This is a genomic window from Pseudomonas sp. BF-RE-21 (assembly GCF_019947305.1).
Lineage (GTDB): Bacteria > Pseudomonadota > Gammaproteobacteria > Pseudomonadales > Pseudomonadaceae > Aquipseudomonas > Aquipseudomonas migulae.
Genome location: NZ_JAGYGF010000001.1, coordinates 137,104 through 153,367, shown reverse-complemented (window position 1 = coordinate 153,367; position 16,264 = coordinate 137,104). Strand labels below are relative to the sequence as shown.

Here is a 16,264-nt window from a genome sequence, read left to right as displayed (position 1 = left end):
CCGCTCCTCATCACTTACTTGCGCAACAGGCGCAAACCGTTGAACACCACCAACAGGCTCACGCCCATGTCGGCAAACACCGCCATCCACATGGTGGCGATCCCGGCGAAGGTTACCCCAAGAAAGATAGCCTTGATGACCAAAGCGAGGGCGATGTTCTGTTTGAGGATGCTCGACGTCTGCCGCGACAGGCGGATGAACGTGGGGATTTTGCGCAGATCGTCGTCCATCAGGGCGACATCGGCGGTTTCGATGGCGGTATCGGTGCCGGCGGCGGCCATGGCAAAACCAATCTCGGCCCGGGCCAGTGCCGGTGCGTCATTGATGCCATCACCGACCATGCCGACGCTATGGCCCTGTGCATAAAGGGCTTCGATGGCTTGCAGTTTATCGGTCGGCAGCAGATCGCCCTTGGCTTCGTCGATGCCGACTTGTGCGGCAATCGCCTGGGCGGTGTGGACGTTGTCGCCAGTGAGCATCAGGGTTTTGATGCCCAAATCGTGCAGTTGCTGGATCGCTTCGCGGCTGGATTCCTTGACCGTATCGGCCACGGCGAACAGCGCCAGCGGGCCGGATTTGTCGAGCAGCAGCACCACCGACTTGCCCTGTTTTTCCAGCGCAAACAGCTTTTCTTCCAGGGCGGGCGAGCACAGGTTCAGCTCTTCGACCAAACGGTGGTTGCCCAAGTGGTAGACCTGACCGTTGATTTCACCGCGCACCCCGCGACCGGCCAGGGCTTCGAAGTTATCCACAACGAGCGGCGCAAAGGTTTTATCCACAGCGGCATTGGCGATGGCCAGCGACACCGGGTGGTCCGAGCGCCCGGCCAATGCCGCCGCAATTCCCGGGGCCGAGGCATCAGCGGTTGGGTCAAGCGACAGGTAATCGGTCTGCACCGGTTTGCCGTGGGTGATCGTGCCGGTTTTATCCAGCGCCAGGTAATCGAGCTTGTACCCGCCCTCCAGATAAACGCCGCCCTTGACCAGAATCCCTTTGCGCGCCGCCGCCGCGAGGCCGCTGACGATGGTCACTGGCGTCGAGATCACCAGCGCACACGGGCACGCGACCACCAGCAATACCAACGCGCGATAGATCCAGTCGAACCAGACCGCGCCCATGAACAGCGGCGGAATTACCGCGACGGCCAAAGCCAGGGCGAACACCGCCGGGGTGTAGATTTTTGAAAACTGATCAACGAAACGCTGAGTCGGTGCCCGTGCGCCTTGCGCCTGTTCGACGGCGTGGATGATCCGCGCCAGGGTCGAATTGTTGGCGGCGGCGGTGACGGAATACTCCAGAGAACCCGCCTGATTGATGGTCCCGGCGAAAACCTTGTCGCCAAGCGTCTTCTCGACCGGCAGGCTTTCACCCGTGATCGGTGCCTGATCGATGGTTGAACTGCCCGCCACCACTTCACCGTCCAGGCCAATCCGCTCGCCGGGACGCACGCGCACCCGCGCGCCCAGCTCGATGGTTTTGACGTCCTGCAAAACCCAACTGCCATCGGCCTGCAATACCGTGGCCTGCTCCGGGGTCATCTGCATCAAACCGCTGATTGCATTGCGCGCGCGGTCCAGGGACTTGGCCTCGATCAACTCGGCCACGGTGAACAGGAACATCACCATCGCCGCTTCCGGCCACTGCCCGATCAGGATCGCGCCGGTCACCGCAATGCTCATCAGCGCGTTGATGTTGAGGTTGAGGTTTTTCAGGGCGATCCAGCCCTTTTTGTAAGTGCTGAGGCCGCCGCTGAGGATCGAGACCAGCGCGATAACCGCCACGACCCAGTTGGGCGCTACGTCGGTGAAGTGGATCACTTCGGCGGCGAGCGCGGTCACGCCGGACAGTGCCAGTGGCCACCACGGTTTTTTCTCAGGTGCCGGGGCGGGTGCTTCGACGCCCTGCTCCAACGGCTCGGCAACCATGCCCAGCGACTTGATCGCGTCGATGATCGGCGCGGTGCTCGGCAAGTCATGAGTGACGCCCAACACGCGGTTGATCAGGTTGAACTCCAGCTGCTGCACACCGGCGAGCTTGCCCAGTTTGTTCTGGATCAGCGTCTGCTCGGTCGGGCAGTCCATCGCGTCGATGCGGAAACTGCTCAGCCGCGCGTTGGCGGTGGACGTTTCGCTGAGCTTGATCAGCGACGGCGCCGCTGCTTTGGAAGAACAGCAGGAATCCCCGTGACCGCCATGGTCATGTTTCTGTACAGGCTGCAGTTTGTGGCTGTGACCAGCCTCGTGTGTGTGATCGTGTCGGGAATCGCTCATCAGGTCGCGTCCATAAGGTGCCTGTTGCCAAGTAAAGACCCTGTAGCCACTATAGGGTCAAGCACCCTTTTGGAGATTGCCGTCATGAAGATCGGAGAACTGGCCAGGCTCACGGACTGCGCCGTGGAAACCATTCGCTACTACGAGCGCGAAAACCTGCTGCCGGAACCGGCCCGCAGCGACGGCAACTACCGCGTCTACACCCAGGCCCACGCCGAGCGCCTGACCTTCATCCGCAACTGCCGCACCCTCGACATGACGCTCGAGGAAATCCGCAGCCTGCTGGCCTTGCGCGACAGCCCGCAGGATCAGTGTGAAAGCGTGAATGCGCTGATCGACGAGCACATTCATCACGTGAAAGCGCGGATCGACGGGTTGCTGGCGTTACAGGCACAACTGCTCGACCTGCGCCAACGCTGTGGCGAAGGGCCGGATATCGATCAATGCGGGATTTTGCAGCGGTTGGAAGTGAGCGGCGGGGTTGTGGCGACGGAGGTTGAGCATTCGCATGTGGGCCGCAGTCACGGCCATTAGGAACACCACAAAACCAAATGTGGGAGCGAGCCTGCTCGCGATGGCGGCATTACAGTCAACATCGATGCTGAATGTGATGGCCTCATCGCGAGCAGGCTCGCTCCCACAGGGTCAATCGGTGGTTTTACACCGCCATCGGCGCGGTCATTGGCGCATGGTGCTGATAACCCTCAAGCGAAAAATCACCCGGTTCGATCAACTCCAGCCACTCCGGCTGATACACGCCCGTCTTGGCAAACTCCGGCACACGATCACTGATCACCAGCTTCGGCATCGGGAACGGCTCGCGCTTGAGCTGTTCGTTGAGCATGTCCAGATGGTTTTCGTAGACGTGCGCGTCACCGATGAAATAGGTGAACCAGCGCGGCGTATAACCGGTCAGGCGACCGATCAGGCTCAGCAGCGCGGCGCCTTCGGTGAGGTTGAACGGCGTGCCCAGGCCCAGGTCGTTGGAGCGGATGTAGAGGGTCAGGGAAATTTCCTTGGTCTCGACATTCGGGTGGAACTGGTACAGCAGGTGACACGGCGGCAGGGCCATTTCATCAAGCTGCGCAACGTTCCAGCCGTGGAACAGGATGCGGCGGCTGCCCGGGTCCTTGATGATGGTGTCGACGCACTGGCGGATCTGGTCGATCGCCTTGTACAGCACCACGTAGGACTGACCGTCTTCTTCGCCTTCAGCGATCTGGCGGTAGCCTTGCTTCAGGGTCTGCTCGATGGCGGCCTGATTGCTGACCGGGATCTGCTTGTACGCCGGCCATTTGCGCCATTGCACGCCGTAGATCTCGCCGAGGTCGTCTTCGCCCTGGCGGAACGGGTTGGCCAGCCATTGCGCGTTTTCGTTGGCGTTCTGGTCCCAGACCTTGCAGCCCAGCGCACGGAATTCGGCGGCGTTGTTCACCCCACGCAGAAAACCGCACATCTCGCCGATGGCCGATTTGAAGGCCATCTTGCGCGTGGTGATCGCCGGGAAACCTTCCTGCAGGTCGTAACGCAGCATCGCGCCCGGAAAGCTGATGGTGTTCACGCCAGTGCGGTTGGCCTGTTTGGTGCCGTTCTTGATGACGTGGGCGACCAGTTCGAGATATTGCTTCATGAGTTACCTGTGTCCTTGAACCCGGGACCAAAGCCCCGGGGTTCGAATTTATACGGCTGCCGCTGGAGTCGCCGGGGCGCGGCGATACGCCAGCCAGATCAGGAACAGCCCGCCGACGATCATCGGCACGCAGAGCACCTGGCCCATGGTCAGCCAGTTCCAGGCCAGATAGCCCAGTTGCGCGTCCGGTACGCGGACGAATTCGACGATGAAACGGAAGATGCCATAGAACAGCGCGAACATCCCGGACACCGCCATGGTCGGCCGTGGCTTGCGCGAGAACAGCCACAGGATCAGGAACAGCGCGACGCCTTCCAGCGCGAACTGATACAGCTGCGACGGGTGACGCGGCAACTGCGCCGGATCGCTGAACGGCGGGAAGATCATCGCCCACGGCACGTCGGTCGCCTTGCCCCACAATTCGGCGTTGATGAAGTTGCCGATACGCCCGGCGCCCAGGCCGATCGGCACCATCGGCGCGACGAAGTCCATCAGCTGGAAGAACGACTTGTTGTTCTTCTTACCGAACCACAACGCCGCCAGCATCACGCCGATGAAGCCGCCGTGGAACGACATGCCACCCTTCCACACTTCGAAAATCAGCGTCGGGTTGGCCAGGTAAGCGTGCAGATCGTAGAACAGCACATAGCCCAGGCGACCGCCGACGATAACGCCCATCGACATCCAGAAGACCATGTCGGAGAGCTTCTCCTTGGTCCAGGTCGGGTCGAAACGGTTGAGCCGGCGCGACGCCAGCAGCCACGCACCGCCGATGCCGATCAGGTACATCAAGCCGTACCAGTGGATTTTCAGCGGACCGATGGCCAGGGCCACCGGGTCGATCTGCGGGTAAGGCAGCATTGCGACTCCTCGTTAGAGTTGAAAGCTTCAAAATTCCCGGGCGACGCTGCCACCTCAGGATTAAGCCAGGATTGTGCGGTGCGTCAGATCAGAAAATTCAAACCCACGCAGAACAGCAAAGCGGCGAACAGTCTTTTCAGCAACTTCGGCGACAGGCTGTGGGCCAATCGCGCACCGAGGCGGGCGAAGACCATGCTGGTCAGGGCGATCCCCAGCAGCGCCGGCAAATAAATAAAACCGAGACTATGGGCCGGCAGCAACGGATCGTGCCAGCCCAGAATCATGAAACTTAATGCACTGGCCAGCGCGATGGGCAGACCGCACGCCGAGGACGTGGCCACCGCTTGCTGCATCGGCACGCTGCGCCAGGTCAGGAACGGCACGGTCAGCGAACCGCCGCCAATCCCGAAAATCGCCGACGCCCAGCCAATCACACTGCCGGCCACGGTCAGACCGACTTTACCCGGCACCGTTCGGCTGGCCTTGGGCTTGACGTCCAGCATCAACTGCACGGCGATGACCAGGGCAAACACGCCGATGATTTTCTGCAGGTTTGGCCCGGAGATCGCTTCGGCTGTCAGCGCGCCGAACCCGGCGCCGAGCAGGATGCCGACGGTCATCCAGGCAAAAATCGGCCAACGCACGGCACCGCGGCGATGATGCTCGCGCACTGCGTTGACCGAGGTAAAGATGATCGTAGCCAGGGATGTGCCGACCGCCAGATGCGTCAGGATCGAGGCGTCGAAACCCTGCAAGGTGAAACTGAACACCAGCACCGGCACGATGATAATTCCGCCGCCGACGCCAAACAGGCCGGCCAGCACGCCTGCACAGGCGCCGAGCGCCAGATAGAGCAGAAATTCCATGTACGACCCCCAAAGAAGAGCGGCATGGTAACGGATGCATGGCCTTCGGCTCCACTGGATGGCGATGGATACCCGCACAATGACTGCGTAGAGTGGGCAAAAACACACAAGGACCACCTTATGTGCCTGATTGTCTTTGCCTGGCGCCCGGGCCACGCCCAACCGCTGATCGTCGCCGCCAACCGTGACGAATTCTATGCCCGGCCCAGTCTGCCCCTGGCGCAATGGCCCGAAGCACCGCACGTCTACGCCGGTCGTGATCTGGAAGCCGGCGGCACCTGGCTCGGTGTCGGCGCCAACGGGCGCTTTGCGGCACTGACCAATATTCGCGATCCCCATCAACCGGCCGCTCGAAAATCCCGAGGTGAACTGGTTGCGCGATTTCTCAGCGGCGACATGCCGATAGATGATTATTTGGACGACGTTGTTGGACGTTCACTGGAATATGCCGGTTTTAACCTGCTGATCGGCAATGCCAATGAACTGTGGCACTTCAATGCCCGGGAGCTTGAAGCGGTGCTGCTGCCGGCCGGGGTGTATGGGTTATCGAATGCTGGTCTGGATACGCCGTGGCCGAAGTTGCTCAAGGCGCGAGCGGCGCTGGAGGCTGTTCTGGAGGATCCGCAGCCTGAGGCGTTATTGGCGTTGCTCAGTGATTCGCAGACAGCGCCTTTTGCAGAGCTGCCGGATACCGGGGTGGGTCTGGCGACCGAGTCGTTGTTATCGAGTGTGTTTATTGCCAGCCAGAGTTATGGGACGCGGGCGAGTACGGCGTTGATTGTTCAGGCGGATGGGACGCGGCTGATGGTCGAACGGAGTTTCGGGCCGTATGGCGGGCATTTGGGGGAAGTTGAGGTCAGGGTTTAGATTTTCGGCGTACTAGGGGACGCCTTCGCGGGCAAGCCTCGCTCCTACAGGATTTACGCGTTCCATGTAGGAGCGAGGCTTGCCCGCGAAGAGGCCAGCAGCCTTTAGAGGGCTTTGACCGCTGCCGGGCTGACCATCTTCGCCAACCCAAGGTTCTTCAGCGCCAGTTGCAGCGAGCTGTGGATGACTTGCGGGTTGTCGATGGTCATCAGCTCCGCGAGCAATTCCTTGGCCTTGCTCAGGTTGATCTGACGCAGCATCCACTTCACCTTCGGCAGGTTGGTGGCGTTCATCGACAAACTATCAAAGCCCATCGCCATCAGCAGCACCGCCGCCGCCGGATCCCCCGCCATCTCGCCGCAGATGCTCACCGGCTTGCCTTCGGCATGGGCGTCACGCACTACGGTCTGCAACGCCTGTAGCACCGCCGGGTGCAAATAGTCGTAGAGGTCGGCCACTCGCGGGTTGTTGCGGTCAACGGCCAGCAGGTACTGGGTCAGGTCGTTGGAACCGACCGACAGGAAGTCCACTTGCCGCGCCAGTTCCTTGGTCTGATAAACAGCCGCCGGAATCTCGATCATCACGCCAATCGGCGGCATCGGCACGTCGGTGCCTTCGTCGCGGACTTCGCCCCACGCCCGGTGAATCAGGTGCAGGGCTTCTTCGAGTTCATGGGTGCCGGAGATCATCGGCAGCAGAATCCGCAGGTTGTTCAAGCCTTCGCTGGCCTTGAGCATGGCGCGGGTCTGCACCAGGAAGATTTCCGGGTGGTCGAGGGTGACGCGAATGCCGCGCCAGCCGAGGAACGGGTTGTCTTCCTTGATCGGGAAGTACGACAGCGACTTGTCGCCGCCGATGTCCAGGCTGCGCATGGTCACCGGTTGCGGGTGGAACGCGGCGAGTTGCTCGCGATAGATCGCCAGCTGCTCTTTTTCGCTCGGGAAGCGCTGGTTGATCATGAACGGCACTTCGGTGCGGTACAGACCGACACCTTCGGCGCCGCGCTTTTGCGCCCGCGCCACGTCCGCCAGCAGGCCGGTGTTGACCCACAGCGGCATGCGGTGACCGTCGAGGGTCACGCACGGCAGGTCGCGCAGGGAATCGAGACCGAGCGCCAGTTGTTTCTCTTCTTCCACCACCTCGGCGAACTGCTTGCGCAGCACATCGCTGGGGTTGGTGTAGACCTCGCCGCGGTTGCCGTCGACGATCAATTCGATGCCGTCGACCTTGGCATAAGGCAGGTCGACCAGGCCCATCACCGTCGGGATGCCCATCGCCCGGGCGAGGATCGCGACGTGGGAGTTACCTGAACCGAGGACCGAAACCAGACCGACCAGCGTGCCTTCCGGCACCTCGCCGAGCATCGCCGGCGTCAGTTCTTCGCTGACCAGAATGGTTTTTTCCGGGTAGACCAGGTTCTGCTGGCGCTCTTCCTGCAAGTAGGCGAGCAGACGGCGACCAAGGTCCTTGACGTCCGATGCGCGCTCACGCAGGTAGGCGTCGTCCATCAATTCGAAACGGTTGACGTGCTCAGTGACCACCTGACGCAGCGCGCCCTGGGCCCACTGACCGGTCTTGATTACGGTGGTGACTTCGCTGCCGAGCGCCTCGTCGGCGAGCATCATCAGGTAGACGTCGAACAAGGCGCGCTCTTCGGGGCGCAACTGCGAGGCCAGTTTGGCCGACAACGCACGCATGTCGGCGCGCACGCCTTCGATGGCGGTCTTGAACAACGCCAGTTCGGCGTCGATGTCGCTGATGGTCTTGTCCGGCACCACGTCCAGATCGGCCGGTGGCAGCATGACCACCGCCGTACCGACCGCCGCGCCCGGCGAGCCCGGCACGCCGATGAACTTGGCTTCCTGGATGCCTTTGCCCTGACGGCCCAGGCCACGGATCGAACCGGTGGCCTCGGCGTGGGCAATAACCCCGGCAAGCTGCGCGCTCATGGTCACGAGGAAGGCTTCTTCACCTTCATCGAACTGGCGGCGTTCTTTTTGCTGAATGACCAACACGCCGACAACGCGGCGGTGGTGAATGATCGGCGCCCCGAGGAAGGAGGCGTAGCGCTCTTCACCGGTCTCGGCGAAGTAGCGGTAGCGCGGGTGATCCGCGGCGTTTTCGAGGTTCAGGGGTTCTTCACGCGTGCCGACCAGGCCGACCAGACCTTCGTTGGGTGCCATGCTGACTTTGCCGATCGAGCGCTTGTTCAAGCCCTCGGTCGCCATCAGCACGAAGCGGTTGGTCTCGGGGTCAAGCAGGTAGACCGAGCAGACCTGGCTGCCCATGGCCTCTTTGACGCGCAACACAATAATCCCCAACGCCGCCTTGAGATCCTTGGCGGAGTTAACTTCCTGGACGATCTTGCGCAGCGTATTGAGCATGGCTCGGGGTCGAACTCCGTCGTCAGTCGCGCGCTAAAAGGCGCGGGGCAAGCTCTTTGAGAGCGCGTCGATAAACCTCGCGCTTGAATGTCACCACCTGGCCCAACGGATACCAATAACTGACCCAGCGCCAGCCATCGAATTCCGGTTTACCGGTCAAATCCATCCGCACCCGCTGCTCGTTGGAGATCAGGCGCAGGAGAAACCATTTCTGTTTCTGGCCGATGCACAGCGGTTGGCTGTGGGTACGGACCAGACGTTGCGGCAAACGATAGCGCAACCAGCCCCGGGTGCAGGCGAGAATTTCAACATCTTCGCGCTCCAGACCCACTTCTTCGTTCAACTCGCGGTACAAGGCGTCTTCCGGCGTCTCCTGGGGGTTGATACCACCCTGTGGAAACTGCCAGGCATCTTGATTGATACGGCGAGCCCATAGCACCTGTCCGGCATCATTCGTGAGAATGATCCCGACATTGGGGCGGAAACCATCGGGGTCGATCACGGCAACAACCTCGCAAACGCATGTCGCCGCATTGTTCCACAAAGGTTGTGAAGGCAGCAACGAGCCGGCCAACCTTATGTGCACTCTTGTGAAAAGTCCGTATTCTGGGCGCCTTTCTACAGACTTTTCAGCGAGTAACTGCAATGCGCCTGGCTTTATTCGACTTGGACAACACCCTTTTGGGCGGCGACAGCGACCACGCCTGGGGTGATTACCTGTGCGAACGCGGCTTCCTCGACGCCGTCGCCTACAAGACACGCAACGACGAGTTCTATCAGGATTACCTGGCCGGCAAGCTGGATAACGCCGCCTACCTGAACTTTTGCCTGGAAGTGCTCGGCCGCACCGAAATGGCCACGCTGGATCAGTGGCACAGCGATTACATGCGCGACTGCATCGAGCCGATCGTGCTGCCCAAGGGACTTGAGCTGCTGAAGAAGCACCGCGATGCCGGCGACAAACTGGTGATCATCACGGCGACCAACCGCTTCGTCACAGGTCCGATTGCCGAGCGCCTGGGCGTTGAAACCCTGATCGCCACCGAGTGCGAGATGGTCGATGGCCGCTACACCGGGCGCAGCACCGACGTGCCGTGCTTCCGCGAAGGCAAGGTGACGCGGCTTAATCGTTGGCTGGAAGAAAGCGGGCATTCGCTGGAAGACAGTTACTTCTACAGCGACTCGATGAATGATTTTCCGTTGCTGGAACAGGTGGCGAATCCGGTGGCGGTTGATCCGGACCCGAATTTGCGTGCCGAGGCCGAGAAACGTGGCTGGCCGGTGATTTCGTTGCGTGACTGAAATCGCCTTCGCGGGCAAGCCTCGCTCCTACAGGTCATGCGTCAATTATGAAAATGACGCAAATCCCGTAGGAGCGAGGCTCGCCCGCGAAGGGGTCAACTCGGTTTCAAGCGTTAAACAGGCTTGGCACCCATCAACCCGGCAATGGCGATAAAGCAGACGAAGCTGAACAACGCCAGGGCGAAGGTAAACTTGCCGTTCCCCGCCGGCGCCTTGCGCAACTTGTTAAGCCGCACCAACAACCAGAACCACGCCAACGCCGCAACGGTGTAAAGCACACTCGACGCCAGCAACCACGTCTGCCCCAACGGCCAGCCCACCAGATGCACCATCCACCAGCCGGTGAACGGCATGCTCAGCAATGCCAGCCCCATCAACAGCCAGATGAATACCCGAGGCCTTTGCAAGGTTCGGCTGCCCGCCGTCGCGTCGCCATTACGCCGAGTTCGCCAGACCCAGATCCCCAGGCCCAGCGCACAGACCAGCAGCACAACCGTCGCCACCATGTGCGCCACTTTCAGGGCGGTTAACGTTTCCATTGTTCGACTTCCTTATGACCTGCCCATCAGCGTAGCCGCTCAGCCAAGAAACAGCTGATAGGCCGGGTTGTCGCTTTCGTCCCAGTACGGGTAGCCGATTTCTTCCAGCGCCGCCGGCACCAGATGACGCTCCTCGTGAGGCACTTGCAGCCCTGCGACCACACGACCGTCCGCCGCGCCGTGGTTGCGGTAGTGGAACATCGAGATGTTCCAGCGCCCGCCGAGCTTGCTGAGGAAGTTGAACAGCGCGCCCGGTCGCTCCGGAAATTCGAAGCGCAGCACCACTTCATCCACCACCTGGGCCGCGCGGCCACCGACCATGTGCCGGATGTGCAACTTGGCCAGTTCATTGTCGGTCAGGTCCAGCACCGGGAAACCTTGCTCGGTCAGGCTGGCAAGCAGCGCGCTGCGTGGATCGTTTTCCGGGTGCGTCTGCACGCCAACGAAGATGTGCGCTTCGCTGCCGGTGTTGTAGCGGTAGTTGAATTCGGTGATCTGGCGCTTGCCGATGGCTTCGCAGAACGCCTTGAAGCTGCCCGGCTTCTCGGGGATGGTCACGGCGATGATGGCTTCGCGGCCCTCGCCCAGCTCGGCGCGTTCGGCGACGTGGCGCAAGCGGTCGAAGTTGACGTTGGCGCCGGAATCGATGGCCACAAAGGTGTGCCCGGTGACAGCGTGCTGCTCGACGTACTTCTTGATCCCGGCCACGCCCAGGGCGCCGGCAGGTTCAGTGATCGAGCGGGTATCGTCGTAGATATCCTTGATCGCCGCGCAGATCTCGTCGGTGCTGACGGTGATCACTTCATCGACATAGTCTTTGCAGATGTCGAACGTGTACTGACCAATCTGAGCGACCGCGACGCCGTCGGCGAAGAGGCCCACGGTCGGCAGCACCACGCGCTCGCCGGCGGCCATGGCGGCTTGCAGGCAATTGGAGTCGTCCGGCTCGACGCCGATGATCTTGATTTCCGGGCGCAGGTATTTCACGTACGCCGCGATACCGGCGATCAGACCGCCGCCGCCGACCGGAACGAAGATCGCATCCAGACGCCCAGGGTGCTGGCGCAGAATCTCCATGGCCACCGTGCCCTGCCCGGCAATGGTGTGGGGATCGTCGTACGGGTGAATGTAGACGTAGCCTTTTTCGTCGACCAGTTTCAGCGAGTAAGCCAGGGCTTCCGGGAACGAATCCCCGTGCAGCACCACTTTGCCACCACGGGAACGCACGCCTTCGACTTTGATTTCCGGGGTGGTCTTGGGCATGACGATGGTGGCTTTCACGCCGAGCACTTTCGCCGCCAGGGCCAGGCCCTGCGCGTGATTACCGGCCGAAGCCGTCACGACGCCGCGCGCGCGTTCTTCATCGCTCAACTGCGTGAGCTTGTTGTAGGCCCCGCGAATCTTGAACGAGAACACCGGCTGCAAGTCTTCACGCTTGAGCAAAATACTGTTGCCCAGCCGCTCGGAGAGCTGGCGGGCAGTCTGCAATGGGGTTTCTACGGCAACGTCATAAACGCGCGAGGTGAGGATCTTTTTGACGTACTGTTCGAGCATCGGAAAGCATCACTGAGCGGGTTGGGCAGGGCCAAGGAGTCTAACCCGGCTTTCGGGCGTGCGACCACACTAAACAGGTGGTTTTACCCTCCCCGGAAGGGATCAAGGACCTGTAGGAGCGAGGCTTGCCCGCGAAGAGGCCGGCACATCCAGAATAAATGTTGGCAGTAAGAACGCTTTCGCGGGCAAGCCTCGCTCCTACAGGTAACGGTGCGGTCTGCCAATCGGGCAATGACCTTCCCCGTCCCGGGGCCTATAATGCCGGGCTTTCGTTCCCCCTCTTCGGCACTTCGGAGCCCGCATGACCCAGGATCAACTCAAACAGGCAGTAGCCCAGGCCGCCGTCGACTTCATCCTCCCGAAACTCGACGACAAGAGCATCGTCGGGGTCGGCACCGGCTCCACCGCCAACTGCTTCATCGACGCACTGGCGCAACACAAAGGCGCCTTCGACGGCGCAGTCGCCAGTTCCGAAGCCACCGCCGCACGCCTCAAGGGCCACGGTATTCCGGTGTATGAGCTGAATACCGTCAGCGACCTGGAGTTCTACGTCGACGGCGCCGACGAAAGCGACGAGCACCTGAACCTGATCAAGGGCGGCGGCGCAGCCCTGACCCGCGAGAAGATCGTTGCGGCCGTGGCCAAGACCTTCATCTGCATCGCCGATGGCAGCAAACTGGTGCCGGTGCTTGGCGCGTTCCCGCTGCCGGTCGAAGTGATCCCGATGGCCCGCAGCCACGTGGCCCGCGAGCTGGTGAAGCTCGGCGGCGACCCGGTTTACCGTGAAGGCGTGCTGACTGACAACGGCAACATCATTCTGGATGTGTTCAACATGCAGATCACCAACCCGGTCGAGCTGGAGACGCAGATCAATGCGATCGTCGGCGTGGTGACCAACGGTTTGTTCGCGGCGCGTCCTGCGGATCTGCTGTTGCTGGGCACCAGCGAAGGCGTGAAGACCCTGCGCGCGCAGTAAGCCAGACGCAAAACCCTGTAGGAGCCAGCTTGCTGGCGATAGCGGCGTAACAGTCAACATAGATGTTGAATGTCACGGCCTTATCGCCGGCAAGCCGGCTCCTACAGGGGTTGTGTTTATGTTTTAGGGCTGTGGCGGTTTCTTGAAGACGTAGAACAGGTTCGGCTCGCTCACCAGGTACATCGTGCCGTCGTCATCCATGGCGATCCCTTCCGCTTGCGGCACCGTCTTCTGCAACCCCTGACGCCCCTTGCTCAGTGACATGGTGCTCAGCGGACGCCCGTCCACATCCAGTTCCAGAATCAGTCGCGACTCGTCGGACAGCGCCAACAGGTGACCGCTGCGCTCGTCGTATTGCAGGCTCGACAGGTCTCGCACAAACATCCCGGCATCGCGCTTGGGGTTGTTGACCACGTGCACCGCATAGGATTTTTCCGGGTTGTAATGCGGAAAACCCTGCACTTCATAGATCAGCATCGGGTCGCGCTCCTTGGCGACAAACAGCCGCTTGCCCACCGAATCGTAGGCCAGGCCTTCAAAACCCTTGTTGCTGCTCATGTGCACGCCGAGGGTTATCTGTTCGGCATCCGCCGCATCGAGGAACGTCGTGTCCTTCTCCAGATGAATCTTGATCAGCCGCTGCTGACGCTCGTCGGTGATGACGTAAGTGTCGGCGCTGATGAATTCCACCGCTTCCGGATCACCGAAGCCGACCAGCGCGATGCGCTGAATTATCTGGCCTTCCAGCGACAGCTCGATCAGCTCGGAGTTTTTATTGGTGACGGTGAACAGGCTTTTGCGGACCGGATCGAAGGTCAGCGCTGACACATCGTCGTCCAGGCCTTCGATGACCCGACCCTCAATGACAACCTGATAGTGATCCAGTCCGATCGACCGGGCGCTTTCTGCCTGCCAAAGCGTATGCAGATTGAACCAGGCCCGCTCAAACAGACGCAGGTGTTGGCCGAACGCAACCAGCACGGTCAGCGCGATCACCGAGAGAATCAGGATCAGGGGTTTGGGGCGGGCAAGTCGGCGCATTCAGGCAAGCTCGGAATCAGGACGGGCGGATGAAATACCACGGCAGTCTGAATTGAAGCTTAAAGGCCGTTGGGTTGGCCCTACAACTGAGCGTCGCGTTTCCTACACATTCGCAGATCAAGGTCGCGAATCAGCGCTGCTTTTCGAATCGGTAGAACAGGTTCGGCTCGCTCACCATGTACAGCGTGCCCGCCTCGTCCATGGTCACGCCTTCGGCGCGGGGAATGGTCTTCTTCAGGCCATTGAAACCACCCAGCAAGGTCATGAAACTGACCTGCTCGCCCTTCTCATCCAGCTCCAGCAGCAAGTGGGAATCGGCGGACAACACCAGCGTATGGCCGGTGCGCGGGTCGATGGCCAAGGCCGACAGGTTGCGGATGTCCAGCGCGTCACTGGCCAGCTTCTGCTTGTCGCCGGTGAGTGTCAGGCCGTCGGCGCTTTTCCAGGTGAACAGCGCCGGTGGACGCTCCTCACCCAGCAGCATGTGTTGATTGCGCGCATCCCAGACGACCGCTTCGAACGCTTTGTTCTGGTCTTTCGACGGACCGAGGTCGTACTTGGGGAAGTTGGCGATGTTCAGCTCGCGGGTATCGGCGTCGACCTTGACGATGCTCAGCAAATGCTCACGCTCATCGACAATGGCCAGCAGACCGTTGCCCATGACCGTCACGCCTTCCGGGTTGCTCCAGCCCACCAAGGGCATTTTGCGCAGCACTTCACCCTGCAGGTCCAGTTCGACCAGGAACGGGTTTTTACCCATCACCGAGAACAGGGTTTTGGTTTGCGGGTTGTAGGCCAGGTCGGACGCTTCGTCCTTTTCCATCCCTGGCAGTAGCTTGGCATCGATCACCGCCCGGTAATCCGGGAGCCAGATACTTTCCTGGCGTTCAGCCGGGCTTTCGAAACGCTCCAGCACCCAGAGCACCCCGCGGTCATCCCAATGCATGGCAAAGGCAAGGCCATACGCGGCGGCCGCGACCAGCAAAAGCCAGGCATACCAACGCATGAAAAAGCGCGGGCGACGGGCAGTTTTAAGCGTGGGCAGCGATTGGATGGCCATCAGGGGATGCGTTCCAGAAATTCAGGCTAAGGGTAATAGCACAATTGGGACCGGCTCAGACGCCAGAAGCCCGGGAATTATCCAGACAAGATGTGAAAAAAACGGGAAATGGCGGGATTGCCCTTTACGGGCAACTAAATCCCCCCTGTAGGAGCCGGCTTGCCGGCGATGGCGGTGGAACATTCAGCATAAATGTTGAATGTGACGGCCTCATCGCCGGCAAGCCGGCTCCTACAGGGGGTTTGTGTCAGCGGACGCTGCTGGTGAAGCTGCTCGCGCCTGGCAGTTCCAGAACGATTTCGTCACCCACATTCAGCGGGCCGACACCGACCGGCGTACCAGTCAGGATCACGTCGCCAGCCTGCAGCGAAAAGCAGCCGGCCATGTGCTGGATCATTGGCACGATCGGGTTGAGCATCGCGCTGCTGTTGCCATCCTGGCGCACTTCGCCGTTGATGGTCAGGCGGATGCCGATGTCGGTCAGGTCGGCAAAGGTGCTGCCGGACACGAACGGGGCAATCACTGCCGCACCGTCGAAGGACTTGGCGATTTCCCACGGCAGGCCTTTGGACTTCAGCTCTGCCTGCTTGTCACGCAGGGTCAGGTCCAGCGCTGGAGCAAAACCGGAAATAGCATCAAGGACTTCTTCACGGCTTGGCTTGGTCGACAAAGGCTTGCCGATCAACACCGCGATTTCGGCCTCGTAGTGCACTGAACCGCGCTCGGTCGGGATGCTGAAACCGCCTTCCAGCGGCACGACACAGCTGCCTGGCTTGATAAACAGCAGGGGCTCCGTTGGCACCGGGTTGTCCAGTTCCTTGGCGTGTTCGGCGTAGTTGCGGCCGATGCAAACCACTTTGCCCAATGGGAAGTGGATGCGTGTACCGTCGACATACTGGTGCTGATAGCTCATT

15 protein-coding genes are annotated in these 16,264 nt (G+C 61.0%); 4 read left to right on the top strand and 11 right to left on the bottom strand.

The features are described from left to right. Positions 1–14: 14 nt before the first annotated feature. Complete coding sequence (locus KGB25_RS00730; protein ID WP_223434033.1) at positions 15–2,270, bottom strand: heavy metal translocating P-type ATPase; 2,256 nt, start codon at positions 2,268–2,270, stop codon at positions 15–17. Between the two features lie 84 nt (positions 2,271–2,354). Here KGB25_RS00730 and cadR point away from each other — a divergent pair, with 84 nt between their 5' ends. Further along, positions 2,355–2,804 carry a Cd(II)/Pb(II)-responsive transcriptional regulator gene (gene cadR / locus KGB25_RS00725; RefSeq protein ID WP_008040770.1) on the top strand — a complete coding sequence of 150 codons (450 nt, stop codon included), beginning with the start codon at positions 2,355–2,357 and terminating at the stop codon, positions 2,802–2,804. A 124-nt stretch (positions 2,805–2,928) separates the two neighbouring features. Here cadR and KGB25_RS00720 read toward each other — a convergent pair whose 3' ends face one another. From KGB25_RS00720 to KGB25_RS00710, 3 genes are all read right to left on the bottom strand, one after another. Then, on the bottom strand, positions 2,929–3,900 hold the full coding sequence (locus KGB25_RS00720; RefSeq protein ID WP_223434032.1) for a thymidylate synthase: 972 nt from the start codon (positions 3,898–3,900) through the stop codon (positions 2,929–2,931). A 48-nt stretch (positions 3,901–3,948) separates the two neighbouring features. After that, complete coding sequence (gene lgt / locus KGB25_RS00715) at positions 3,949–4,761, bottom strand: prolipoprotein diacylglyceryl transferase (protein WP_008040769.1); 813 nt, start codon at positions 4,759–4,761, stop codon at positions 3,949–3,951. An 83-nt stretch (positions 4,762–4,844) separates the two neighbouring features. Beyond that, entirely contained in the window at positions 4,845–5,627 is a 783-nt protein-coding gene (locus tag KGB25_RS00710; protein ID WP_008026089.1) for a sulfite exporter TauE/SafE family protein, read from the bottom strand. 120 nt (positions 5,628–5,747) lie between these two features. On the opposite strand from KGB25_RS00710, the gene KGB25_RS00705 reads away from it, so the two are divergent. Then, complete coding sequence (locus KGB25_RS00705; RefSeq protein WP_008040768.1) at positions 5,748–6,494, top strand: NRDE family protein; 747 nt, start codon at positions 5,748–5,750, stop codon at positions 6,492–6,494. A 104-nt stretch (positions 6,495–6,598) separates the two neighbouring features. Here the strand turns inward: KGB25_RS00705 and ptsP are convergent, their stop codons facing one another. Next, positions 6,599–8,878, bottom strand: coding sequence for a phosphoenolpyruvate--protein phosphotransferase (gene ptsP, locus KGB25_RS00700; protein WP_008026086.1), 2,280 nt, complete (start codon positions 8,876–8,878; stop codon positions 6,599–6,601). A 22-nt stretch (positions 8,879–8,900) separates the two neighbouring features. Beyond that, a complete protein-coding gene (locus tag KGB25_RS00695; protein ID WP_007897732.1) occupies positions 8,901–9,380 on the bottom strand; it encodes an RNA pyrophosphohydrolase in 480 nt (159 codons plus the stop codon). A gap of 143 nt (positions 9,381–9,523) precedes the next feature. On the opposite strand from KGB25_RS00695, the gene KGB25_RS00690 reads away from it, so the two are divergent. Then, a complete protein-coding gene (locus KGB25_RS00690) occupies positions 9,524–10,180 on the top strand; it encodes an HAD family hydrolase (RefSeq protein WP_008026084.1) in 657 nt (218 codons plus the stop codon). A gap of 113 nt (positions 10,181–10,293) precedes the next feature. On the opposite strand, the gene KGB25_RS00685 is transcribed toward KGB25_RS00690, so the two are convergent. Both KGB25_RS00685 and ilvA read right to left on the bottom strand, forming a co-directional pair. Next, on the bottom strand, positions 10,294–10,719 hold the full coding sequence (locus KGB25_RS00685; protein WP_008026082.1) for a DUF2269 domain-containing protein: 426 nt from the start codon (positions 10,717–10,719) through the stop codon (positions 10,294–10,296). A 39-nt stretch (positions 10,720–10,758) separates the two neighbouring features. Then, positions 10,759–12,273 carry a threonine ammonia-lyase, biosynthetic gene (gene ilvA / locus KGB25_RS00680; RefSeq protein WP_008026079.1) on the bottom strand — a complete coding sequence of 505 codons (1,515 nt, stop codon included), beginning with the start codon at positions 12,271–12,273 and terminating at the stop codon, positions 10,759–10,761. 301 nt (positions 12,274–12,574) lie between these two features. Here ilvA and rpiA point away from each other — a divergent pair, with 301 nt between their 5' ends. Further along, on the top strand, positions 12,575–13,249 hold the full coding sequence (rpiA, locus tag KGB25_RS00675; protein ID WP_008026076.1) for a ribose-5-phosphate isomerase RpiA: 675 nt from the start codon (positions 12,575–12,577) through the stop codon (positions 13,247–13,249). A 123-nt stretch (positions 13,250–13,372) separates the two neighbouring features. Here rpiA and KGB25_RS00670 read toward each other — a convergent pair whose 3' ends face one another. From KGB25_RS00670 to KGB25_RS00660, 3 genes are all read right to left on the bottom strand, one after another. Next, the gene (locus tag KGB25_RS00670) at positions 13,373–14,290 is read right to left on the bottom strand and encodes an SdiA-regulated domain-containing protein (RefSeq protein ID WP_223434031.1); all 918 of its coding nucleotides are present in this window, start codon (positions 14,288–14,290) and stop codon (positions 13,373–13,375) included. A gap of 130 nt (positions 14,291–14,420) precedes the next feature. After that, a complete protein-coding gene (locus KGB25_RS00665; RefSeq protein ID WP_223434030.1) occupies positions 14,421–15,350 on the bottom strand; it encodes an SdiA-regulated domain-containing protein in 930 nt (309 codons plus the stop codon). A 247-nt stretch (positions 15,351–15,597) separates the two neighbouring features. After that, positions 15,598–16,263, bottom strand: a complete 666-nt coding sequence (locus tag KGB25_RS00660; RefSeq protein ID WP_008026071.1) for a fumarylacetoacetate hydrolase family protein — start codon at positions 16,261–16,263, stop codon at positions 15,598–15,600. Position 16,264: the final 1 nt, after the last annotated feature.